Source organism: Rapidithrix thailandica, assembly GCF_039710355.1.
Taxonomy (GTDB): domain Bacteria; phylum Bacteroidota; class Bacteroidia; order Cytophagales; family Flammeovirgaceae; genus Rapidithrix; species Rapidithrix thailandica.
Map to the genome: position 1 here is coordinate 337,411 of NZ_JBDKWZ010000006.1, position 24,213 is coordinate 361,623.

At 43.7% G+C, this 24,213-nt stretch carries 15 protein-coding genes; all 15 read right to left on the minus strand.

Annotated features, from left to right (window positions below; all coding sequences use genetic code 11):
- Positions 1 to 61: 61 nt before the first annotated feature.
- Entirely contained in the window at positions 62 to 3,655 is a 3,594-nt protein-coding gene (locus tag AAG747_RS12765; protein ID WP_346821561.1) for an SBBP repeat-containing protein, read from the minus strand.
- Between the two features lie 160 nt (positions 3,656 to 3,815).
- The gene (locus tag AAG747_RS12770) at positions 3,816 to 6,782 is read right to left on the minus strand and encodes an SBBP repeat-containing protein (RefSeq protein WP_346821562.1); all 2,967 of its coding nucleotides are present in this window, start codon (positions 6,780 to 6,782) and stop codon (positions 3,816 to 3,818) included.
- Positions 6,745 to 7,071, minus strand: coding sequence for an SBBP repeat-containing protein (locus AAG747_RS12775; RefSeq protein ID WP_346821563.1), 327 nt, complete (start codon positions 7,069 to 7,071; stop codon positions 6,745 to 6,747). The genes AAG747_RS12770 and AAG747_RS12775 overlap by 38 nt, the downstream gene beginning before the upstream one ends.
- Before the next feature lie 156 nt (positions 7,072 to 7,227).
- A complete protein-coding gene (locus AAG747_RS12780; protein WP_346821564.1) occupies positions 7,228 to 11,235 on the minus strand; it encodes a PKD domain-containing protein in 4,008 nt (1,335 codons plus the stop codon).
- Between the two features lie 233 nt (positions 11,236 to 11,468).
- Complete coding sequence (locus AAG747_RS12785; RefSeq protein WP_346821565.1) at positions 11,469 to 11,669, minus strand: hypothetical protein; 201 nt, start codon at positions 11,667 to 11,669, stop codon at positions 11,469 to 11,471.
- Positions 11,670 to 11,751: 82 nt separating this feature from the next.
- A complete protein-coding gene (locus AAG747_RS12790) occupies positions 11,752 to 14,034 on the minus strand; it encodes an SBBP repeat-containing protein (RefSeq protein WP_346821566.1) in 2,283 nt (760 codons plus the stop codon).
- Positions 14,035 to 14,292: 258 nt separating this feature from the next.
- Positions 14,293 to 15,042, minus strand: coding sequence for a LytR/AlgR family response regulator transcription factor (locus AAG747_RS12795; RefSeq protein ID WP_346821567.1), 750 nt, complete (start codon positions 15,040 to 15,042; stop codon positions 14,293 to 14,295).
- A gap of 15 nt (positions 15,043 to 15,057) precedes the next feature.
- Complete coding sequence (locus tag AAG747_RS12800; protein WP_346821568.1) at positions 15,058 to 17,076, minus strand: tetratricopeptide repeat-containing sensor histidine kinase; 2,019 nt, start codon at positions 17,074 to 17,076, stop codon at positions 15,058 to 15,060.
- Between the two features lie 665 nt (positions 17,077 to 17,741).
- Positions 17,742 to 19,355: a PepSY domain-containing protein gene (locus AAG747_RS12805; RefSeq protein ID WP_346821569.1), complete on the minus strand. Its 1,614-nt coding sequence runs from the start codon at positions 19,353 to 19,355 to the stop codon at positions 17,742 to 17,744.
- 5 nt (positions 19,356 to 19,360) lie between these two features.
- Positions 19,361 to 19,660 carry a hypothetical protein gene (locus tag AAG747_RS12810; RefSeq protein ID WP_346821570.1) on the minus strand — a complete coding sequence of 100 codons (300 nt, stop codon included), beginning with the start codon at positions 19,658 to 19,660 and terminating at the stop codon, positions 19,361 to 19,363.
- A 5-nt stretch (positions 19,661 to 19,665) separates the two neighbouring features.
- Positions 19,666 to 19,992 carry a hypothetical protein gene (locus tag AAG747_RS12815; RefSeq protein ID WP_346821571.1) on the minus strand — a complete coding sequence of 109 codons (327 nt, stop codon included), beginning with the start codon at positions 19,990 to 19,992 and terminating at the stop codon, positions 19,666 to 19,668.
- Positions 19,993 to 20,142: 150 nt separating this feature from the next.
- Positions 20,143 to 20,865 (minus strand): hypothetical protein, encoded by a 723-nt coding sequence (locus tag AAG747_RS12820; RefSeq protein WP_346821572.1) that lies wholly within the window; start codon positions 20,863 to 20,865, stop codon positions 20,143 to 20,145.
- A gap of 579 nt (positions 20,866 to 21,444) precedes the next feature.
- Entirely contained in the window at positions 21,445 to 22,200 is a 756-nt protein-coding gene (locus tag AAG747_RS12825) for a LysM peptidoglycan-binding domain-containing protein (RefSeq protein WP_346821573.1), read from the minus strand.
- 410 nt (positions 22,201 to 22,610) lie between these two features.
- A complete protein-coding gene (locus AAG747_RS12830) occupies positions 22,611 to 22,940 on the minus strand; it encodes a hypothetical protein (protein WP_346821574.1) in 330 nt (109 codons plus the stop codon).
- Between the two features lie 352 nt (positions 22,941 to 23,292).
- Positions 23,293 to 24,138: a hypothetical protein gene (locus tag AAG747_RS12835; protein WP_346821575.1), complete on the minus strand. Its 846-nt coding sequence runs from the start codon at positions 24,136 to 24,138 to the stop codon at positions 23,293 to 23,295.
- Between the last annotated feature and the right edge of the window lie 75 nt (positions 24,139 to 24,213).

Here is a 24,213-nt window from a genome sequence, read left to right on the forward strand (position 1 = left end):
AGAACAATTCATCCAATTGCTGTCGCAGACAACCCAAATAGGGCGTGAACAACAAAACTCTTTACCTGGCCAAGCGGATGACGCCTGAATTTTTGTTGGCTACCTTTAAGGAGCTGCCATCGGTAAACTGCCCTTTCAGCACCCATACATAGGCGCCTTGGGCTTGTTCTTTCCCCTTATGCGTACCGTCCCAGCCTCTTTGGGAGAGCTCCTCCCAGCTTTCCGAATGAAACACCTCATTGCCTTCACGGTCGAAAATACTGAAACGGATGCTGGACACATTCCCTCCGCCCCGCAGGATCAAACGGTCATTCACCCGGTCGCCGTTCGGAGTGAACAAAGTCGGCAAAAACAGTTCACTGGAACCGATCTCAAAAACGTGTACCACCGCTGTTGCCGGCAGGTAATTTTCGTTCCCCTCCTGGCGGGCCGTAACCGTAACCGTTCCCGCGCCTTCAATATGAATGGTAGTACCCGTTAAACTCGCCACACCCGAGGCGGGTTGGGTTTCAATCGAAAAGATCACTGGCAAACCTGAACTGCCTCCGGTAGCTTCCAGTTGGAAGGGATTCTGGGCGATGGTTTTGTCCGGGATCTCCGTAAAAATAATTTCCTGGGGTGCTTTTTCAATGGTCAAAGTAGCCGTTAAGGTGACCGGAGAACAGCTGGCCACACCCGGGTCCAGCATAGCGTTGACCGTGTAACTCCCGGCATTCGTCTGCTCATTGTTTTGATAAGTCACCGAGGCCCCAGCCGGAAGGCCTTCCACCACAAGGCTCCGCTCAGAACCATCGTAGGTATAGCTGGCATCCGAAAACGTGACCCCGGCCAGAGGAGAAGGGTTGACCACTATCTTTTGGGTTTGGGTGAAAGTGTTCCCACTCTCGTCTTGGTACGACCAGGTGATCAGGGTAGTTCCCAGAGTTGTCACCGGAAAGCTGGCATCCGAACTCACCGTGACTTTTCCATGCGTATTATCCGTAGCTGTAGGCGGGGTAACCTCCGAGGCCACGACTTCACAATACCCCGTCACTTCCGGCAAGCTAGCGACATCCGGTACGGGCGCTGCCGTATCCCTGATCTCAATGGTGTGCGAGGCACTGGTGTTGTTTCCGTCACTGACCGTGAGGGTGAGGGTATAGACAGAAGCCGTCACAAAATCCAACCCGTTGATATCCTTCAAAGTTAACTCCCCACTGGTAGGGTCAATGGCAAAGGCATCCCCCCGGTTCCCGCTCAGGATGGTCCAGTTGGAAAAGGAAGTCCCTGCATCCGTATCCGTGGCCAACACCGTTCCGATCACAGTACCGTTGCCAATGCCATTGCCTAAGGTAAACATCTGTCCCGGAGAAATTACCGGAAGGTGGTCGTCATTCAATATCGTAATCGTGGCCTGATCTGTAATCGCGACAGACAAAGAGGTGCCTGACAGATTACCCATCCGGAGCGATAAGGTCTCATCCGCTTCCTGTTTACTGTCCGGTGTGGGAATGACGGTAAACGTCTGTGTTTCCCCTGCAGTTCCGGCAAACGTCAAGGTATGGTTGTTCAAAGCCGTATAATCGTTATCGCTTGTGGTAGCAGTGCCGTCTATTGTACTTACATCCACGGTGAATCCGCCTTGTACCGCTCGGTCCAAGGTAGCCGTCACGGTAACGACTCCGTCATCTTCCTGGCCCGATGCATCGCTAAGGGTGACTTCGGCCGTATCGTCATTGGTAATGGTTCCGGTGCCCGGGCTGCCTGAAATGGCAACATTGGTTCCGGTAGGATTGCTCAGGGTAAGGTATACGGTTTCATTGGCTTCAACGATTTCATCCCCAAAAATGACAAGCTCTACCGTTTTGCTGCTTTCTCCTACGGCAAAGCTGAGGGTACCTGAAATGGGGGTGTAATCATTGCCTGCGGTAGCCGAACCATCCGAGGTCGCATATTGCACCGTTGCTCCTCCGGCCGGTGCCGGGTGAGACAAAGAGACTGTAAACCTTAAATTACCGGTTCCACTGTTGCCTTCCGTAACCGCAGGATTATCCACCGACAGTTCAATATCCAAAAGCGTAAGGGAAAGGGTCACCACCGAATCACAACCCGCCTGGTTGGTCAGGGTATGGGTGGCCGTAGTATTGGAAGACGTATAGGTTTTGCCGTCTATCCACTGATAACTGCCATAAGCCGTGACCACATCCGTGCTATAACTTGGATAACATTGCGCGAGTTTCTGAATAAAAATAGTTCCTTCCCCTGAATTCAGGTTGCTGATACCAGTTCCGGGGTCAAAGTCAACGGTTTCTTGAAAATACCCCGTGGTATAAATACTCCCTTTCTGATCCAGGAATATGGCTCGGCCGGTATCATAACTATTTCCCCCCATGGATTTGGCCCAGACAAAATTGCCGTCCCCGTCCAGCTTCTGAATGAAGATATCAAAATCTCCCTTAGCACTTAAGTGATGGGTACCAGTCCCGGGATTAAAGTCAACGGTTTCTTGAAACCTTCCCGTGGTATACACATTATTTTCCGAATCTACCGCTATGGAATAACCAAGATCATCACTACCTCCTCCCATGGATTTAGCCCAGACAAAATTACCCTCCCGGTCCAGCTTCTGAATGAAGATATCATAAGCTCCCTTAGTACTTAAGGGATGGGTACCAGCCCCAGGGTCAAAGTCTGCCGTTGTTTTAAAATACCCTGTAGTATAGACATTGCCTTCCGAGTCTACCGCTATGGATTGGCCAACATCACTATCATCTCCCCCCATGGATTTGGCCCAGACAAAATTGCCCTCCCGGTCCAGCTTCTGCACAAAGATGTCAGTATAATATCCCTTAGCACTTAAGTTGTGGGTACCAGCCCCGGGATCAAAGTCTGTGGTTCCAGTAAAATACCCTGTAATATAGATATTGCCTTCCGAATCCAGAGCGATGGATTGGCCATCATTACTATTACTCCCCCCCATGGATTTGGCCCAGACAAAATTGCCGTCCCGGTCCAGCTTCTGAATGAAGATATCTCTAGCCCCCTTAGCACTGAGGTTATGGGTACCAGCCCCGGGGTCAAAGTCTGCCGTTTCACTAAAATACCCTATAGTATACACATTGTCTTCCGCATCCACCATCATAGAATAGCCACCATCATTACTACTCCCCCCCATGGATTTGGCCCAGACAAAATTGCCCTCCCGATCCAGCTTCTGAATGAAGATATCTCTAGCCCCCTTAGCACTGAGGTTATGGATACCAGCCCCGGGGTCAAAATCAACGGTTCCTTGAAAATAGCCCGTGGTATAGACATTGCCTTCCGAATCTACCACTATAGAATAACCATAATCAAAATTACTTCCTCCCATGGATTTGGCCCAGACAAAATTGCCCTCCCGGTCTAATTTCTGCACGAAGATGTCATAAGCTCCCTTAGGACTGAGATCATGGGTACCAGTACCAGGGTCAAAATCAACGGTTCCTTGAAAATAGCCCGTGGTATACATATTGCCTTCCGAATCTACCACTATGGATTGGCTAACAGCATTACCTCCTTTCCCCACGGACTTGGCCCACTGAAAGTGTAATTCCTGGGCTATCAACAAGGTGTTGCATAAGCCAATTGTAAAGCATAATATAATAAGCTGAATGATTCTTTTGCGTAATCCTTTCATTCTTTAAAACTATTAGTACTGGTATCCCATTTATTCTGTCTTATCACCAAAAGCAAAGCCCAACCTATAGGCCCTTTTTCATGCAAAAAACGTTTGAATAGAACAATTTATCCAATTGCTGTCGCAGACAACCCAAATAGGGCGTGAACAACAAAACTCTTTACCTGGCCAAGCGGATGACGCCTGAATTTTTGTTGGCTACCTTTAAAGGGCTGCCATCGGTAAATTGCCCTTTCAGCACCCATACATAGGCGCCTTGGGCTTGTTCTTTCCCCTTATGCGTACCGTCCCAGCCTCTTTGAGAGAGATCCTCCCAGCTTTCCGAATGAAACACCTCATTGCCTTCACGGTCGAAAATACTGAAACGGATGCTGGACACATTCCCTCCGCCCCGCAGGATCAAACGGTCATTCACCCGGTCACCGTTCGGACTGAACAAAGTCGGCAAAAACAGTTCACTGGAACCGATCTCAAAAACGTGCACCACCGCTGTTGCCGGCAGGTAATTTTCGTTCCCCTCCTGGTGGGCCGTAACCGTAACCGTTCCCGGGCCTTCAATATGAATCGTAGTACCTGTTAAACTCGCCACACCCGAGGCGGGTTGGGTCTCTACCGAAAAGGTAACCGGTAAACCCGATTCTCCACCCGTTGCATAAAGGGAAACCGGATCTCCTCCAACTTTCTTATCAGGTATGGGATCAAAGAGAAGGATTTGAGGTGCTTTTTCAATGGTTAAGGTAGCCGTCAATGTAACCGGAGGACAACTGGATACTCCCGGATCCAACATAGCGTTGACCGTGTAGCTCCCGACATTCGTCTGCTCATTGTTCTGATAAGTCACCGAGGCCCCGGCTGGCAGGCCTTCTACCACCAGGCTGTGCACTGCACCGTCATAGGGATAGTTGGCATCCGAGAAGGTAACTTTGGCCAGGGGAGAAGGATTGACCACAATATTTTGGGTTTGGGTGGCAGTGTTCCCACTTTCGTCTTCAAAGGTCCAGGTGATGATTGTGGTTCCCAGGGTTGTTATCGGGAAACTGGCATCAGAACTCACCGAGACTTTTCCATGAGTATTATCGGAGGCTGTAGGTGAGGTGAGCTCGGAAGCTAGTACCTGACAAAAACCTGTCACTTCGGGCAAGTTGGCCACATCGGGTACAGGTGCTGCTGTATCTTTGATTTCAATCGTTTCTGATGTACTGGTATTGTTTCCGTCACTGACTGTGAGGGTGAGGGTGTAGACAGAAGCGGTCACAAAGTCCAGTCTGTTGATGTCTTTCAGGGTGAGTTCCCCGGTGGCAGGGTCAATGGCGAAGGCATCTCCCCGGTTCCCGCTCAAGATGGACCAATTGGAAAAGGAAGTCCCAGCGTCAGCATCAGTGGCCAAAACGGTACCCAAGACAGTGCCGTTGTCAATGCCATTGCCTAAGGTAAACACCTGTCCCGGAGAAATGATGGGCAGGTGGTCGTCATTGATGATGGTTCCGATTCCTGGGCTGCCTGTAATGACGACATTGGTTCCGGTAGCATCACTTAAGGTAAGGTATACGGTTTCATCGGCTTCAACAATTTCATCTCCATAAATGACAAGCCCAATGGTTTTGGTAGTTTCTCCTACGGCAAAGTTGAGGGTACCGGCACTGGGGATGTAATCACTGCTTGCGGTAGCCGAACCATCCGAGGTGGCATATTGCACCGATGCTCCTCCGGCCGGTGCGGGGTGGGACAAAGAGACTTCAAAGGTCATATGGGCCGTCCCGCTGTTGCCTTCTGTGAGCACAGGATTATCCACCGAAACTTCAATATCCAAAAGCGTGAGGGAAAGAGTGACCACAGAATCACAACCCGCCTCGTTAATGAGGGTATGGGTAGCGGTATGGTTAGAAGCAGTGTAAGTATTGCCATCAATCCATTGGTAACTTCCGTAGGCGGTGACCACATCTTTGCTAAAACTTGGGTCACATTGCCCGAGTTTCTGTACAAAGATATCGCTAAATCCCTTAGCACTGAGGTTATGGGTATCAGTCCCGGGGTCAAAGTCAATTGTTCCGTAAAAAGGCCCTGTGGTATAGACATTATTTTCCGAATCCAGGGCTATAGAATTACCTTCATCTTTACCACTCCCTCCCATGGAAATGGCCCAGACAAAATTGCCCTCCTGGTCCAGTTTCTGGATAAAAATATCTTCACTTCCATTAACAGTTAGGTTATGGGAACCAGCCCCCGGATCAAAGTCAGCGGTTCCGTAAAAACCCCCTGTAATATACACATTGCCATCGGAATCCAGGGCGATGGAATAGCCACTTTCATAACCACTTCCCCCCATGGATTTAGCCCAGACAAAATTGCCCTCCCGGTCCAGCTTCTGCACAAAGATATCTCCAGTCCCCTTAGCACTGAGGTTATGGATGCCAGTACCAGGGTCAAAGTCAACTGTTCCGTAAAAACTCCCTGTAATATACACATTGCCATCGGAATCCAGGGCGATGGAATAGCCAGTATCATCATAACCACTTCCTCCCGTGGATTTAGCCCAGACAAAATTGCCCTCCTGGTCCAGCTTCTGCACAAAGATATCGCTATATTCCTCAGCACTGAGGTTATGGATACCAGTACCAGGGTCAAAGTCAACAGTCCCTTGAAAATATCCCGTGGTATAGACATTACCTTCTGAATCTAAGGCGATGGCTTGGCCAATAGCACTATCACTTCCTCCCATGGATTTAGCCCAGACAAAATTGCCCTCCTGATCCAGTTTCTGCACAAAGATATCTCCAGACCCCTTAGCACTGAGGTTATGGGTACCAGGCCCAGGGTCAAAGTCAACCGTTCCACTAAAATACCCTGTGGTATACACATTGCCATCGGAATCCAGGGCTATAGAATTACCTTCATCTTTACCACTCTCTCCCATGGAAATGGCCCAGACAAAATTGCCCTCCTGGTCCAGTTTCTGCACAAAAATATCATAACTTCCCTTAGCACTGAGGTCATGGATACCAGTACCAGGGTCAAAGTCAACCGTTCCACTAAAATACCCTGTGGTATACACATTGCCATCGGAATCCAGGGCGATGGATTTGCCTTGGTCATGAATACCCCCCCCCCATGGATTTGGCCCAGACAAAGTTGCCTTCCCGGTCCAGCTTCTGAATGAAGATATCACTATATCCCATAGCATTGAGGTTATGGATACCAGTTCCGGGGTCAAAGTCAACAGTTCCGTAAAAATACCCTGTGGTATACACATTGCCATCGGAATCCAGGGCGATGGATTTGCCATAATCATAACTACTCCCCCCCATGGATTTGGCCCATTGAAAGTTTAATTCCTGGGCTATCAGCAAAGTGTTGCACAAGCCGATCGTGAAGCAAAATAAAATAACCTGAATAATTCTTTTGCGTAATCCTTTCATTCTTTCGCAAGATTAGTATCCTATTTTTCCTGTATTATCACCAAAAGCAAAGCCCAACGGTCCTTTTTCATGCGAAAAACGCAGGAAAAGAACAATTTTTCCAATTGCTGTCGCAGACAACCGTATTTGGGCGTGAACAACCGGTGTGACTATGATTTACCTGGCCAAGCGGATAATCCCGGAGTCTTTGTTGGCAATGGATAAGGGAGTTCCATTGGTGAACTGGCCTTTCAAGGTCCATATGTAGGTGCCTTGGGGTTGCTTTTTGCCCTCGCTGGTGCCATCCCATCCTGAGCGAGAAAGTTCCTCCCAATTATCCGAATGAAATACTTCTTTGCCTTCCCTGTCAAAAATGCGGAAGCTGATGCTGGCCACATTGCCACCCCCCCGCAGGATAAAGCGATCGTTCATTTGGTCGCCATTTGGGCTGAACAGGGTCGGCAGAAACAGCTCATTGGCAGTGATTTCAAAAGTTTGAGTCACACGTTGGGCTTCAGAAAATATATCATTTCCCTCCTGACGGGCCGTAACCGTGACGGTTCCCACACCTTCAATAATAATTGTATTGCCTGTTAAAGAAGCCACTCCTGAGGTAGGTTGGGTTTCGATCGAAAAGGAAACCGGTAGACCCGATTCACCGCCTGTTGCCTGTAGTGTGACGGGATTCGCCCCTACTTTCTTATCAGGTAAAGGAGAAAACAGAATGGTTTGAGGAACCTTTAGAAAGGTGACAGTAGCAGTACCCAAAGCCTTATTACCGCTAAGATCCGTCACGGTAAGGGTAACCGGTGTGGATGGTGTTTTGGGAATTTCAAAACTAGAGATGTCCAGGGTTCTGCTGGCTATTCCACAGTTATCACTGCTGCCGTTATCCATATCGTCCACAGTAATAGTGGCTTGTCCGTTAGTATTCAACTGTACCGTGATATCTTTGACCAGCACTGTAGGAGGAGTCACATCTTCGACAGTCACCATAGCAGTACACGAACCGGTATTTCCATTTACATCGGTAACGGTAAGGGTTACTTGATTACTTCCTATCTTGCTGCAATCGAAACTTGTTTTATCTAATGCCATGGAGGCAATGCCATAGTTATCTGAAGACCCATGGTCGATTTGAGAGGCTTCAATAGTGGCCATTCCGTTGGCATCCAAGGATACCGTAATATTCTGACAGAGGACTTGTGTAACACTGCCATCATAGTCCATGCTGAACCGGGGAGCGGCCGTGTTTCCATTAGTGGCTGCATCTTGGGCTACATTGGCTGGCACGTCTACGGTTACGGTTCCGTCAGAAGCCGGGGTAATCAAAGCCGTGTAAACAGAAGCACTGGTTGCCGTAAAATCACTGGCTGTACCATTACCGACAGTAAGATCGCTAATTGCAAATCCTGTTACATCTTCTGAGAAAGTGAAAGTGGCTGTAAAAGCACCATCGGTTGGAGAAGTAGCCCCACTGGTAATTGTAACTGTCGGGCTTGTCATATCTGCATGGATACTGAATGGAGAGGCAGCGGTATTATCAGCTCCTCCAGCATCCCGAGCTACGCCAGCGGCAATATCTACGGTAACCTGTCCATCCGTGGTTGGTGTAATGGTGGCGGTGTAAACCGATGGACTGACTGCATTGAAATCACTGGCTGTACCATTATTTATGGAAATATCTCCTATTTCAAAACCAGTGACAGCTTCATTAAAAGTAATGGTTACATGAAATGTGTTGGTTGGGGAAGTAGCTGTGCTGGTAATGGAAACAGCTGGTGCTACCGGGCTGGTAATTACAGTAGTCCTATTATCAATATCGCTCCGCCCTCCATCGCTTACTTCCAGGGTAAAGGTGCATGTCTCCGTATCGCCAAGGGCAACCCTATTGTCTGTCGGGTTAAAAACAAGTGCTCTTAAACTAGCCTGCAGGCTGGTGGCATCGGTAATGGCTAATACATAAGGCCCTGTTCCTGTTAATCCTGCTCCGGTGAGTATTCCTTTGGCATTGTCATCCAAAGTAATAGTAGCGGATACATTGTCTCCATTGGGATCTTGAACGGTAATAGCCGCGAACGGATTGATGGAGGCCTTGTCATTTATGGTTTGGTTGGTTACCGCCCCAGTAACTACCGGTGCTACAAGAGAGTATTCAATAATTTCATTACCCATGGTACCTACCACAAACATTTTCGTACCATCAACATTGAAAACAAGTGATTTAGGATGTCTTTCCTGCGCCACAACAGAGAATCGCTCCAAATCCCCGGCATAGGTGGCTGTGGACACATCGAAGGGAGTGGAAAGTGAATATTCGTTGATATCATCCCCCGAGGTCCCTACCGCAAACATTTTGGTCCCATCATGATTAAAAGCAAGAGAAGTGGGGGATGTTTCCTGTGCAGAAACTGAAAATCGCTGACTATCGCCTGCATAGATAGCAGTGGATACATCAAAAGCAGTACTCAAGCTATATTCATAAATATCTTGCTTATTTCTTTCCAAAACAAACATCTTGGTGCCATCATGGCTAAAAGCTAGAGAGTGAGGGGAGCTTACCTGTGCGGCCAGTGAAAACCGTTGGCTATCGCCTGCATAGGTGGCTGTGGATACATCAAATGGGGTACTTAATTGGTATTCTTTCACATCTCTCCCATCGTGTCCTAACACAAACATTTTGGAACCATCGGTATTAAAAAGAAAAGAAACCGGGTTTTTTTCTTGTGCCGCTACCGAAAACTTCTCATCATCTCCGGCATAGACCGCTGTGGATACATCAAATGGGATACTTAACAGATATTCCTTAATATCTTTCCCTACTCCTCCTAATACAAACATCTTGGTCCCATCATGATTAAATGAAAGGGAATTAGCAAAATGATTCTCATTGCCTATAGAAAAACAATCTTCATCGCCAGCAAAAATAGCATTGGAAATATCGTAAGCCCCTGGAATGGTATTGATAAAATTTGTTTTTGTAAGTGTTCTGGAACAGCCGTCCAAATCAGTGACAGTCAGGCTTACCTCATAGACTCCTTCGGTGGTATAGGTATGTGTTGGGTTTTGAGTATTGGAAGTTGATCCATCCCCAAAATTCCATTTCCAACTAGTCAATGGCGCTCCGGATGCCGTAGCATCTGTAAAGGAATAGTCATTACCTGTATGGCTGGCTGTAAATTTGATATCCGGCCCAATCACCTGCACATAGTTTGTTCGCGTTTTCTGATCGGTACATCCGTTGGAATCCGTTACTTTTAGTTTTACAGTGTAAATGCCAGGCTTCTCGTAGACATGTGTTGGGTTTTGCTTGGTAGAAGTGTTCCCATCCCCAAAGTCCCAAAGCCAATCGGTAAGGGTTGCTCCTGTTGAAGTTGAAGAGGCATCTGTAAAAGTTGTTGTTAAAGGACCACAACCAAACAATGTACTTCCTGTAAAATCAGCTGTTGAGAAGCTTACTTTTACGGTACCATAACTTACCGAGGAGAGGTTGACCATGGTATCTTTGATAGTAAGCTTAATTTGGAACTCCCCGGCAGATGTATAAGTATGAATTGGATTTTGTGCCGTTGAAGTACTCCCATCTCCAAACTCCCATTTCCAGGTATCCGGCAATACAGATTGATCGGTAAAAAAGACTGTATGAGGTGTGTTACATCCGGTGCTTGGATTCAGTTGGAATTTTGCTATTAATGGCCTGAACTGTAATTCGAAAGTCCCATCATGACCAGCCTCCGTATCCACCACCAGCTTATAATCTCCAATGGGCAAGTCATTCACCCCTAAGACATTGACCCCACCCACCGGGCTGGTAGTTGATTGACCAAGTAAATTACTATGCTCATTATATAAATAAATTGTACCGGCAGGTAAGGTATAGCCACTAAGGTTGAGGTCTATCCTTAGGCTCATTTCCGTACCGGTGGAAAAGGAATAATGAACATCATTACCGGCCTGGGCGGAGGAGTTATTCCCACTACTGGTATTGTCTCCCACCTGCTTTGTAAAAGCATGATTATTAGAAATGGTACCTATATTAATAAGGTTTTGCGCATTTGCTACCCTAAGACTTGCAAAACAAAGGCAAATTATAATTGCTACATGAAAGCCGAGTGGCAGGATCAATATTTTTTTGATAAAACTCTTCTTGTTAGTGCTTTCGAAGTATTGGAAAAAAATGTTCATGTCTATGTCCTCAAGTTTCAAAACCAGTATTAATACTTCATGGAGTATCCTTGCAGCTACAACCCAATTCCATGAAGCTTTTACGAGTATATTTTTCATGCGAAAAACGTATGAAAAGAACAATTTTTCCAATTGCTGTCGCAGACAACCGTATTTGGCCGTGAACAACCGATGCCACCATGCTTTACCTGGCTAAGCGGATGACGCCTGAATTTTTGTTGGCGACCCTTAAGCTACACTTGAGCCAGGTTCTGTCTCAATAGAAAGGTCACCGGTAAACCTGATCCACCTCCGCTGGCTTCCAGTTGAAAGGCATTCTGGGAGATGGTTTTGTCCGGGATCTCCGTAAAAATAATTTCCTGGGGCGCTTTATCAATGGTCAAAGTAGCCGTCAATGTGACCGAAGGGCCCCGGGAGTATCCCGTTGCCAGCATAGCGCTGACCGTGTAGCTCCCGGCATTCGTCTGTTCATTGTTCTGATAAGTAGGCGGGGTACCGCGACTTCACAATACCCCATCACTTCCGGTAAGGTGGCGACATCCGGTACAGGCCCGCCGTATCCCTGATCTCAATGGTTTGCTCAGCACTGGTGTTGCTCCCATCACTCACTGTGACTGTCAGGGTGTAGACAGGGGCCGTCACAAAGTCCAGTCCGTTGATATCCTTCAAAGTTAATTCCCCGGTAGTGGGGTCAATGGCGAAGGCATCGCCCCGGTTCCCACTGAGGATGGTCCAGTTGGAAAAGGAAGTCCCTGCATCCGTATCCGTGGCCAGCACCGTTCCGATCACAGTACCATTATCAATGCCATTGCCCAAGGTAAACACCTGTCCCGGAGAAATTACCGGCAGGTGGTCGTCATTGCTTATGGTTCCGGTTCCTGTGCCGTTTGTAATCACTACATTGGAACCGGTAGGATTGCTCAGGGTAAGAAGTACTGTCTCATCAGCCTCCACCATTTCATCCCCCAAAATTACAATATCTACCGTTTTGCCGGTTTCCCCTTTGGCAAAGCTCAGAGTACCGGAGATAATTGTGTAATCACTCCCTGCCGTAGCCGAATCGTCTACACTGGCATACTGTACCGTTGCTCCTCCGTCAGGAGCTGGGTGGGGCAAAGAGACCGTAAACCTTAAATTGCCGGTTCCACTGTTGCCTTCCGTAACCGCAGGATTATCCACCGACACTTCAATATCCAAAAGTGTGAGGGAAAGGGTCACCACCGAATCACAACCCGCCTGGTTGGTCAGGGTATGGGTGGCCGTATTATTGGAAGAAGTATAGGTATTGCCGTCTATCCACTGATAACTGCCATAGGCCGTGACCACATCCGTACTATAGCTGGAGTCACACTGACTCAATTTTTGCACAAAAATATCTTCACTTCCATTGGAAGTCAGGTTACTGCTCCCGGGGCCGGGGTCAAAGTCTACCGTTCCTTCAAAATACCCTGTCGTATAGATATTTCCCTCCGGGTCTACCGCGATAGAACTGCCTTTGTCATCACGACTCCCTCCCATGGATTTGGCCCAGACAAAATTACCTTCCACGTCCAATTTCTGTACAAAAATATCCGAATCTCCATTGGAAGTAAAATCTACCGCTTCACCCAAAAAACCCGTAGTAGTATAGACATCTCCCTTTTCATTAAAAGACCCCGTAGTATACACATTCCCCTCCGGATCCACTGCAATGGACTCTCCATAATCATTACCTCTTCCTCCTATGGACCGGGCCCAGACAAAATTACCTTCCCCGTCCAATTTCTGCACAAAAATATCCCAACCTCCATTGGCAGTCAGGTGATTACTCCCGGGGCCGGGGTCAAAGTCTACCGTTCCATAAAAATACCCCGTAGTATACACATTTCCCTCCGCATCCACTGCGATGGAAAAGCCATTATCATCACTACTTCTCCCCATGGATTTGGCCCAGACAAAATTACCTTCCACGTCCAGCTTCTGTACGAAGATATCCGAATCTCCAATGGCAGTCAGATTACTAGTACCAGGGCCGGGGTCAAAGTCTACCGTTTCATAAAAAGATCCCGTAGTATACACATTCCCCTCCGCATCCACCGCAATGGACTCTCCAAAATCATTACCTACTTCCCCCATGGATTTGGCCCAGACAAAATTACCTTCCCCGTCCAGTTTCTGCACGAAGATGTCATTGCTTCCATTGGAAGTCAGGTGACTAGCACCCGGGCCGGGGTCAAAGTCTACCGTTTCATAAAAAGATCCCGTAGTATACACATTCCCCTCCGCATCCACCGCGATGGACTCTCCATAATCATTACCTACTCCCCCCATGGATTTGGCCCAGACAAAATTACCTTCCCCGTCCAGCTTCTGCACGAAGATGTCATAAAGGCCAATGGCAGTCAGATTACTAGTACCAGGGCCGGGATCAAAGTCTACTGTTTCACGAAAATACCCTGTAGTATAGACATTTCCCTCCGGATCCACCGCGATGGAATAGCCATGATCATAACTACTTCCCCCCATGGATTTGGCCCAGACAAAATTACCTTCCCCGTCCAGCTTCTGTACGAAGATATCCGAATCTCCAATGGCAGTCAGATTACTACTCCCAGGGCCGGGATCAAAGTCCACCGTTCCTGAAAAAAAACCTGTAATATACACATTCCCCTCCGCATCCACCGCGATGGAATAGCCTTTATTAACACTACTTCCCCCCATCGACCGGGCCCACTGAAAGCTTGGTTCCTGGGCTATCAAGGGTGTGCTGTACAAACCTAAAGTAAGGCCAAATAAAATAACCCTAACGATTCCTTTCATCCTTTAAAACTGTTTGTGCCGGTATGGCGATACCTGTTTTCTTTCTGCTTTCACGAAAAGTAATGCTAATCCATTAGCCTCTTTTTTTCAGGCAAAAAACGTTATAAAACACAGTTTATCCAAGTTTTGCCGTAGACAACCCAAATAATGTCCCAAAGCCGCTCGAGAAAATAAAAGAGGCTAAACCGGGAGCTGGGCTGAACAGGCTACGCAGTCTATTGTAAAAACAGTAAAGACTTCATGCTAAAGCCCTATTTTTTAATCCAGAAAGGGAGCGATACAATTGATAAAGGCCTCTTTATACAACCTGCCAATCGGTACTTTGCAGGCGCCCAGCAGGATCTCATTTTTAGAAAGATCTATTTGTGAAATTTTTTCTTTATTGATGATAAAAGAACGATGCACCCTTAAAAAGGCATTGTTCGTCAGTTTTTCTTCCAATTTTTGTAAAGGCATGCGAGTTTCAATTATTTCTTCTTCGACATTAATTTGACAGACCTTATCTTTCGCCTCTACACAGAGAATATCGCTTATTTTAATTTTAATCAGCCTTCTCTTCGATTTCACAAAGAGTACCCCTTTCAGAAAGTGGTCTTCCTGCCAGCCTTGGAAAGGCTCCTGATCATGCTGGCTTTTGGAAAATTTATAGATGGCCAACTCTATGGCTGCTTGCAAGGTTTCTTTATCGTACGGTTTGATAATATAGGCATAAGGGTCGGTCAACTTGGCTCTTTCAAAGGTTTCCTTATCTCGGTAGGAAGTAATGAAGATGGCGGGAAGGGCTTTTTTCTTGTTGAGGCGTTCCATCATTTGCACGCCATCAAGACTTCCGGCCAAATGTATGTCCACCAGAAGCAAATCCGGTTGAGCAGTGGCTATCATATCCAGAGCTTGTTCTGCCTCTTGGGCTATTCCCGCCAAGTCATAGCCCATTTCATCCAAATACATCTCCAGGCGGTTGGCATGAATAAAATCGTCTTCTACGATCAGTACTTTTACTTTTGACATTTGAATTCGTTTCGTTTAGCTGGCCTTAGCATATTTTGTAGGTAGTGTAATCGAAAAGACACTTCCTTGATTGGGTTTACTTTTAATTTCAATCGTTCCGCGATTCATCCGGACAAAATCATGGACCAAAATAAGCCCCAAACCCGTTCCTTTTTCCGCACTGGTACCAAGTGTACTTTTAGCACCGTCAAAGGTAAAAAGCCGCTTAAGTTTCTCTTCTTCTATTCCCATACCATTGTCTACTACATCTATTCGTACTCCTTCAGGCTTCTTTTCAGCAAACAAACGCACAGTCCCTCCACTAGGCGTAAACTTAATACTATTATTGATCAGGTTTCTAAAAATAGTGCTTAAGGTTTCTTTATCGGCATGTACATGCACTTCTTTGGAGATCGTTGCTTCCAGGTGAATATCTTTGGCAGCTGCCATATCTTTAAAATATTGCAGGCTTTCATCTACTAACGATTTGAGGGCCAATCGCTGAGGCTGATAAGGCATGGCCCCTTCCTGGCTTAAGGCCCACTTTAATAAATTATCGAGGAGTGTATTTACTTTCTGAGCAGAGTCTTCTATTTGTAATGCAATTTTATGCAGGTTGGCAATATTCCCTTTTTTAATATTATAATTCAACAACCCGGAGATGCCTTGTAGAGCCGTAACCGGTCCCCGCAGGTCATGGGCAATAATGCTGAAAAATCTGTTCTTAGTCGCATTCAGTTGGGCCAATTCTTCTTTTTGAGCCACTAGCAATTGGTTGGTTTTCTGCTTTTGCCGATAGGCCTGAAACAATAAGCCGGATAAAATTATTAATAATAATGAACCGATAATGAAAAAAGTAACCAGTTTGTTTTTTTGGGCTATCGTAGCGGTTTGCTGCTCTGTCCGCAACTTTAACAATGTATTTTCAGCTTCTTTTTTAGCGGTTTGGTATTTAGTTTCAATATCGGAAATAATGACTTCCTTGGTTTTAGTAAATACGGAATCTTTTAAGGAGGTGTACTGCTTATGGTATAAAAGTGCCTGTTCATATTGCCCAAAGGTTTGATAAATATTGGAAAGTGTCCGATAAATATTGGACTCCATATTTTGGTCACCGGCTTCCTTGGCAAGGTTCAGGCTTATTTGGGCCAGTCCGGCAGCCTGTTTAAAATCCTTTAACTTCAAATAAACCTTTGCCAGCCTCTCGGTGGTGTGCGCTACTCCCTTTTGATTATTGAATTGCTCTTTGATTTCCAATGATTTTTCTAAATACAGAATGGCTAATGGAAGATCGCCCTGCTCATCGTAAAGTTCCCCCAGGTTATTGTAGCTGATAGATAAGCCATAGTCATCTCCCGTTTCTTTGTCAATGGCGATTACCTGCATCCTGTAGTCCAAGGCTTTTTCAAAATCTCCTTTTTTCCGGTAAATGATTTCAATATTACTCAGTGCATCCGAAATGTACGACTTATTTTGAATTTCTTGACTTTTCTCAAGCGACTGAAAATAATACTCCAAGGCTTTATCATACTTCTTTTGATGCCGGTACACCTCCCCGATCGTATTGAGGGTGCTGGTTGACTTTGTCCCTCCCAAGGAATCTTTCAATGCCAAAGCCTTGAATAGATAATTTAATGCGGTGGGGTAATCCGCTTTGGCTGAATAAACAAACCCGAGATTATGGAGTATGCTGGCTTCACTTTCCCGGTCTTTCGTGGCCGAAAATATAGCTCTGGCTTTTTCATAGAAACCCAAGGCTGTTTCATGCCGGCCCAAATGCGCATATACAGAACCTAAATCCTGATAAGAAGATCCTAATTGACTTTGATTGCCTATTTCCATAGCGTACGAAACGGCCTGTTCTCCGAAAATGACAGCTTCCGCAAAATTAACAGAGCCGTTATAAAAACATAAATCCCTCAGGACCATCACTTTCTTCTCCCCGGAAACACTAGGTAAAATAGTTTTAAGACTGTCAATGGTCGCCTGGTTTTGCCCCAGGCCGGAAGTGGTAAAATATAAAAAGCCAATCAGGAAAAGTAGATGTTTTTTCATAAGCATTTCAGAAACTTGATAAAGTTCTCAGATAGGGTTGGGTCGCTAATCATTGGTTTTCATACCATGAAGTGGTTTAAACGTATAGTTTTTGACCGAAAATAGAATCAAAATCGGCTCATCAACGCACTTTTTGAAGAGAATAGCCAAAGCTATTGTTGAAAAAAGTAACACAGAGGAGGCCTTTTTGAAACATTTTTCAGCAAAAAGTAAAAGTTTAATTCACTTCCATAATTAGTTGTATAAAAGCAAGCTGTTAAAGTAGGAAAATTATCCCGGAAGGCGTAAAAATCTGTCAGTAATTTACCACTAAAACAGTATTTCAGTGCTTATCATCGCTCCAAAAGAGCGTACTACCAGGCAAAAAAACGTTTTGGGACTATCACTGTCTCTCCCCAAAGTAGTATTAAGAATGGGAAAATCTTTTCTTTTGCCGAAGAAAGGGGCGGTGTTTCGTTGGACCTAAAAAACGGGATATTTTCACTTCTAACACCAGCGATTGGTCTCTAAGTACCGGGGGAGTGTTGCCTCCCCTTACTTTTTTATCATTTCCACCAAACAATGTAATAATAACGGCAGGCTATTTAGGCTAAAAACAAGTTGATGAAAATACAAAAAAGCCGGGCTAATATGATTGGGAAATATTAGCCCGGCTTTTATACTTACTAAGCGACCTTGGCTTTTCGGCTCATGGCACGGGGGGCGGCTTTCCTTTTTTCGTCTCTTTTCAAGGTAATAGCAATGGAGAAAGTAAGAAGAGAACCGATTAACCAGAATATATCAATCAATAAGATATCATTGTATCCTCTGGAGTAGGTGACCCAAATCCAGTTGCCTGAGATAATACCGTTCGCTACAGGTACCAGAACACCCAATACAGCGCCAATGATCAGGCTGTATTTGTTGGTAAAAAAATTGTCACGTTTGGCCGTAAACAGAACAATAAAAAATAGCCAGGCATAGAAAAAGATTTGATAGATGGATGTCATCCGGGAAGCATCAAACTCATGTACAAATAGTTTGACAGCCAAAAACGTAAAGGCAGTGGCAGGAAACATACTCAAACAAATCGCCAGATAAACCCATCCGAGCCATCTGTTAAATTTCCGTTTTCTCTCTTCTACATTTTTTTTATCCCTGGCCACTAGCCAAATCAAAACCCCGGATAGAATCACAAAGCAAGAAGCAATTCCTAAAATGAAATATACCACTCTTAAGCCGGTTCCTCCGAAATCCCCGAAATGCAGTCTGTACAACACTCCAGTCGCTCCGTCTATATAAGAAGTATTTTCAAAGGGATTTTTTTCATGGATTATCTCCCCACTCTTGCCATTAAACACTAATTCCCCCTCTCCAATAAAGTCACGGGAATATTCGGGATGCCCTTCCACGGCTACGTGCATATTGGCATCTCCATAATTGTAGATCTTAACAGACTTTATGTAAAAGTCGGACCAATACGATTGCGTTGTTTCAACAAAGCGATTGAAATCTACCTCTCCCTCCAGTTTAGCCATTGCCATCGGAAATTCTTTATTACCGAGCCCCAAGTCGTCATACATTTTTTGGGTATCCCCTTCGTACAAAAAGGACAGAACAGGGGGAGACATTACTGTTGTGCTAATAATAAGGAATACGCCCGTTACGGCATATACGAATTGATAGGGAAGCCCTAAAATGCCCAGGGCGGTATGGGCATCGGTCCAAATGTTTTTCCAACTTGCTTTCGGCCTAAAAACATAAAAACTAGAAATGATTTTTTTCCAATGTACGATCACCCCTGTAATGACCGCAAAGAGAAAAAAGAAAGAGACAATTCCTGCAATCAAATACCCGGACCTCCCATATAAATTGAGCTGTGCTAAAAAATGTAAGCGGTACAAAAATTCGCCTATGGAGTAGTTACTGGCATAAGTATACGTTTTAAAGTCATCGATATTCATGTAATAGTAGCTTCCCCTTTTTCTACCCTTTTGCTCGCCTGTGGTAGCTTTTGGAGCGGATAGGTTCACGGCTATTCTTTGGCCTTCCAGGTACTTTGAAAAAGTAATATCTCTACCATATAGATCCTGCCCTTGTTGGAGGGTATCAAGCATTGCATTGAGGTCCAAATCCGGCAAGTTACTTTCCAATACAGGTTCATTTCTCTCCCAGCTAATTATTTCGTCTCGAAAGAAAGAAAAAGAGCCGGCAAAAAATATCACATAAAGTACTGCGCTGATCACAATCCCACTGATGGTATGAGTGTGGAATAATATATTGAAAACTCTGTTGCTCATCTTCATCATGGGATAGGATGGTAAATTTTTCCGACATACATAATTAGTGCAAATACGAACGTAATCGCTAAGTAAATGCCCCAGGTTTTCCAACCGTTTTTTACCAGAAAAGCGATAATTAACAGAGCTACCCAAATGATGAATCCTACAAACCTGAGGGTCATAATGACGTTGGCATGGTTTAACCAATACGCCAGAGCCAAATGCAGTGACATAGTGACCATGTATCCCCCCAATATTCCAGCAGATATTTTGGCAAAACGTTGGCTAAATGATTTGGTTAAATATTTTTTATTAGCAGGCATTATGATTAAATAATTTCTAAAAGGAGAGAAAGTAAAAAGACCACTGAGACAATTCTAATAGTGACATATTGCAAAGGTGACAGGACGATTATCAAACTTCCTACGGTCATCAGTGTTACAAAAAACGCAAAAATTCCCGAGCCGACCCCAAAATGAATGATACTTACGACCAATGTTACAATGAGTAAAAAGCTACCTATATATTTACTGTATTGAAGGTGATTCTGTACCCAAAGTTCCAGCTTTCCGGAACGGTTGAGATCCGCTTTTTTCGAAGTGTTATAAAAAACATAAAACCCTAAAAAAGCGATAAAGAAAATTATCGTAACCATGATATGAAATTTGTAGTAGACATTATCACCAATGAATTCGTACCGGCAAGTTTACGGGTCTCGGTTTTCAGATACCCGGAGCTATAGCCGGACTTCGCTAGAAGCATGTCTGGCCTAAACCATTCGTGATAATGCCTATTAAAAGAAAGTTTACATACTAATTTTTTGAGTGGCACATCTCCATATAGATTGGTAGGCTGTTGTTTTGGTTTTACCCGCTTCGCCTTTATTATAGGTAGTCGCCTCTATAAAGTATATTCCTTCTTCATCAAAGTTAATTTTCAACTCACCTTTGCCATTGCTTTTTACTTTTTGTTCTTTACCGGAAGGTAAAAAGACAGTTACTGATACATCTCCTTTGATGTCACCATTTAGATACGTCTTGAATATTTTTGCCGGTTGCTTTTTTAAAGATACACTTTCTTCTATCAAAGCTAAGCCAATCGCATTGGGGCCTACGGGTGGCACCGGTGAACTCTTACCTATAAGCACTTGGGCAAAAGCATTAAACTGATAGGCCGTTCCGTCAGCAGGATCTTTAGCGGTATGATGTATTTCCAAACGGTAAACCCCTTCTTTTTTGGGTGTAAATGCCGCCACAAAATGATCGCTTTGAGCACTTGTCTTCAGTTTGCTCTTTTTTCCATTGGGTGCAATCAGCCATAATTCAAATTTTGCGACATCGGAATACCAGTCGCTTATCTGTTCATTTGTTCTATCTTCAAATTCACTGTAGTATACTTTTACATCCTGTTTGGTATTTAATTTTCCCGAGCCCTCGGTATCAATATAGAGTGCATGTGCTTGAACATAACTCAGGCTTACAAATGACAACAGGAAAGAGAGGCATAGTAGTTTGATCTTGTTTTTCATGATCTTTTTTTCTTTAGAGTGAATAAAAAAGGGAATAACAATGAGCACTATTGGCAATCAAGACGATTAGCTATAGAATCCTCTATATGATTTTGGATCGTGCCGTCTGAAAAATTGATATACTGCCACAAAAACACTAAGAATTCATAAGGATAACCACTCATAAATAAAAGACCTGTAGCTGAAAGGCTTTGTGACATTTTATGCTCTTTTCACTTTGCAAACAACCTCATCATAACATTGTAAATTCCGACTATTTAGACTAAATAAAAATAATAACGCGAACTTAGTGGCTATTCTCTATTTAAGCAACTTACTTTGAATAATTCTAAATAATATTTAAAAAGTAGGCTGATACTACGTATACAGATTGTTTGAAAGCCTGTCTAAAATTTTGCAACCCCCTATTTCAGGAGCCTCAGCATCTATTTTGAGAGCTTTAAACCGATACTCACCGACAAAGGAACAACTCCCGAGGAGCGGCCCCACAACGAATTTCCGGCATATTCTTATTGGAATTCGCTTTTTACAAAAACACTAGCAGCTTCTTTAAGAAAGGCTTCATACATTTGAATTTTGTCATCGCCTGTTTTGATAAGCGTTTCGTGCCCAGGCTATACCACTTTTTAGCGCATGGATCAACCTTTGATGTACCATATCCAAATCATAGCCATACGGGCCATCATGAATTCCTTGTGATAAGTTTTTAAGGTTCAGAGCAACACTTTTCAATTGTTCCACCATTTTTACGGGCACTTTTGTGGAATCAGAGTTCAACTTATTTAATGAAATCACAGACGCATCCACCAACTCAGCAGCCGTTTCAAGATCTTCTTTTATATTGTCCGGAAGCTTGAGTACCGTTCCTTTGCTCTGATTATTTCTCAGCTCAAACAAGGCTTTTTCATGCCTCATAAACCGTGCTCTTGCTTCGATTATTTTCTCGATTTCATTATGAATAACCGGATCAAGGCCTAATTTGGGATCGCAAAGCAAGGATTTCAAAGAAGGGACCCGGATCAAAGTACTCTCTTTGATGGCATTCACAATGTCATTGTAAATCGCTACAATGGAGGAATAATGCCGGTTGCCATAATAGGTTCTACACAAATTCCATAACGTTTCCCCCCTTTGAAATACATGAACCGGAATTGTATCCTTGGAGGGGGTTTTGTTATCTGATGTAGCGAGAGGGGCTATATTCTTGTCGGGAGTTGAATGGGCATGAACCGTATCTGCCATCATATTCTTCGATTTTCCACTTTCCTCAGCCTTGTCCCGGGTACAGGCATAGAGCATAAAACCCATCAAAATCAAGTAACTGACAGCTTTCATATTTCGAAATATTTACGGCCATAACCAGTTTGGCAAGTTAGCCAATTTATTTCAAAGCCACCAGAGGAAAAAGGAAGTAATAACGGGCAAGAGACATTGATGAACCGGACAAAACTCAGGCAAGCTCCTATCCATCCAAATCTGTCTTTACCCGCTTGTTATTTTTTCTTCAAGATGTTGATGGTTAAATGCTTTCTCATATTTCACTTTGCCATCAGGACCTGAAAACTTTAACGAGTTATTTCAAGAGCGACTCCCCTATTAAGTCTACTTCCTACGTTCCACAAAATGTATCAGGTATGTATCATAAAGACCTCTTATTCATATCTAATTATAATAGACCTTTACATGAATTTTGATTCATCTTGGATGAACTAGAAGTATTGAGGTACCTTCTATCGGGAATTGGGTCAAACGTTTTCAATCTCACAATAGATATTTGTATAAATAATAGGATATCCCATGAATATTTCAGCGTCTTCGTTCCAACTTAATATTGCCTTCTCTTTAGCTTCATTTTCATTTCCTTCAAAGTAAAGTTGAAAATCCTCGCTCAAACCAGTCTCATAACCATCAAAGAAGTAATACTCCGCTTTATACAAACCATCTTTTAATTTCTTTATCCCTAATGTTATCTCAACATCGGAAGTAAAGATTTTTTTTTCTTCATCAAAGATATATAACCCTATCGTCTTTTTTTGTGATATTAATTCTTCCAACTTTTGTTTAGTGTGAACCATGAATATAATATTCTATATATTACAAGAAAAAATGACTATCAAACTTTAAAATTAATCTCACCTACAACTTTTAAACTCTTTTTTAGAGTAATAAGACTTCATGGTTGAATTCCCAATTGTAATTTGTTATAATTCCTCAAAATTACTTTCTATAAATTAACTCTCCGTTTTTCGCTAGATCCAAATTAAAACATACAATCAACGAAATTAAGAGAAAGGGAAATACAAAAGCAAAACAAAGTCAACAACACCTTGAAACAGAAATTTTCGACTTTCTCTTAATTAGCCTTAAGAAATTTGCTCCTCTCCTTCCAACCCCAATAAACCTCCTATCATCGCATACATGATATCATTAAAACTGCCAAAACCTTTCTCCTATCCGCTCAAAATATTGTTGAGTACAATGAATTTTATTGTTTTCTCGCTCTGAAGGGGTGAATAAGCCAAGCATACAATTATATTCATAAAATGACAATTGATTTATCAAAAAATCTACCCACTCATCTACTTTATAATCATCAATAGTACCAACAGGTTGAAATTGATTTTTCTCATAGGCATATGGCATGTCAACAATAAACAAGTCTGTGTAAATTTTTGAAATTCCTGAATTGTCCATTACGACTTCTTTTATACGCGACTTAATACCTCCTAAGATTGTGGGGACGTTACATCCATACCTTTCAAAATTCCGTTCTAAAGGCCAGTATATATGTTGTATTTGATCCTCGTAATAATATTTCAAATCCCAATAAGCCCTTGAATTAAAATCTTCTTCGAATACCGAATCTCGTAATTGAATAAAATCACCTGTTTTAAATTCAGGAATTATGACTTCTCTATTTTCAAAAAATTCTTTGTCTAAAAAGTCGTTTACGAAGTCTTCCTCTAAACCTTTTCTTTGATTAAAAAAATCTTCTACTGGCTTAAACTTGGGAGTAGACCTCACAAATTCCAGCCATAAAAAAGTATTAAAATCTTTCCTCTTTTTGATTTTAGCAAATGGGACTTCCACTACCTGTGATGTTTTTTTATGTTGGAAACGAATATGTATTCCGTGCGGATTCCCTACCCAATTAGATTTTTCTTGATCATCGAAAAAAGAATAATCCATTAAACCATCACATAACTCAATGTATTCCTTCAGAGACGCTTTGGTTAATTCCACCATATTTTTCGGGGGCTTTTCCTGATTCATTTTTAATTACTCATAATAATTAATGCTAAAACCAAAACTATATCTATTAAACCTTATCACGAATGATTTTGTATA

Bases quoted from the DNA above. Each gene is read 5' to 3' on its own strand.
- AAG747_RS12765 (WP_346821561.1), bottom strand. From the start codon at position 3,655: ATGAAAGGATTACGCAAAAGAATCATTCAGCTTATTATATTATGCTTT.
- AAG747_RS12775 (WP_346821563.1), bottom strand. From the start codon at position 7,071: ATGAAAGGATTACGCAAAAGAATTATTCAGGTTATTTTATTTTGCTTC.
- AAG747_RS12780 (WP_346821564.1), bottom strand. From the start codon at position 11,235: ATGAACATTTTTTTCCAATACTTCGAAAGCACTAACAAGAAGAGTTTT.
- AAG747_RS12785 (WP_346821565.1), bottom strand. From the start codon at position 11,669: ATGCTGGCAACGGGATACTCCCGGGGCCCTTCGGTCACATTGACGGCT.
- AAG747_RS12790 (WP_346821566.1), bottom strand. From the start codon at position 14,034: ATGAAAGGAATCGTTAGGGTTATTTTATTTGGCCTTACTTTAGGTTTG.
- AAG747_RS12795 (WP_346821567.1), bottom strand. From the start codon at position 15,042: ATGTCAAAAGTAAAAGTACTGATCGTAGAAGACGATTTTATTCATGCC.
- AAG747_RS12800 (WP_346821568.1), bottom strand. From the start codon at position 17,076: ATGAAAAAACATCTACTTTTCCTGATTGGCTTTTTATATTTTACCACT.
- AAG747_RS12805 (WP_346821569.1), bottom strand. From the start codon at position 19,355: ATGAGCAACAGAGTTTTCAATATATTATTCCACACTCATACCATCAGT.
- AAG747_RS12810 (WP_346821570.1), bottom strand. From the start codon at position 19,660: ATGCCTGCTAATAAAAAATATTTAACCAAATCATTTAGCCAACGTTTT.
- AAG747_RS12815 (WP_346821571.1), bottom strand. From the start codon at position 19,992: ATGGTTACGATAATTTTCTTTATCGCTTTTTTAGGGTTTTATGTTTTT.
- AAG747_RS12820 (WP_346821572.1), bottom strand. From the start codon at position 20,865: ATGAAAAACAAGATCAAACTACTATGCCTCTCTTTCCTGTTGTCATTT.
- AAG747_RS12825 (WP_346821573.1), bottom strand. From the start codon at position 22,200: ATGAAAGCTGTCAGTTACTTGATTTTGATGGGTTTTATGCTCTATGCC.
- AAG747_RS12830 (WP_346821574.1), bottom strand. From the start codon at position 22,940: ATGGTTCACACTAAACAAAAGTTGGAAGAATTAATATCACAAAAAAAG.
- AAG747_RS12835 (WP_346821575.1), bottom strand. From the start codon at position 24,138: ATGAATCAGGAAAAGCCCCCGAAAAATATGGTGGAATTAACCAAAGCG.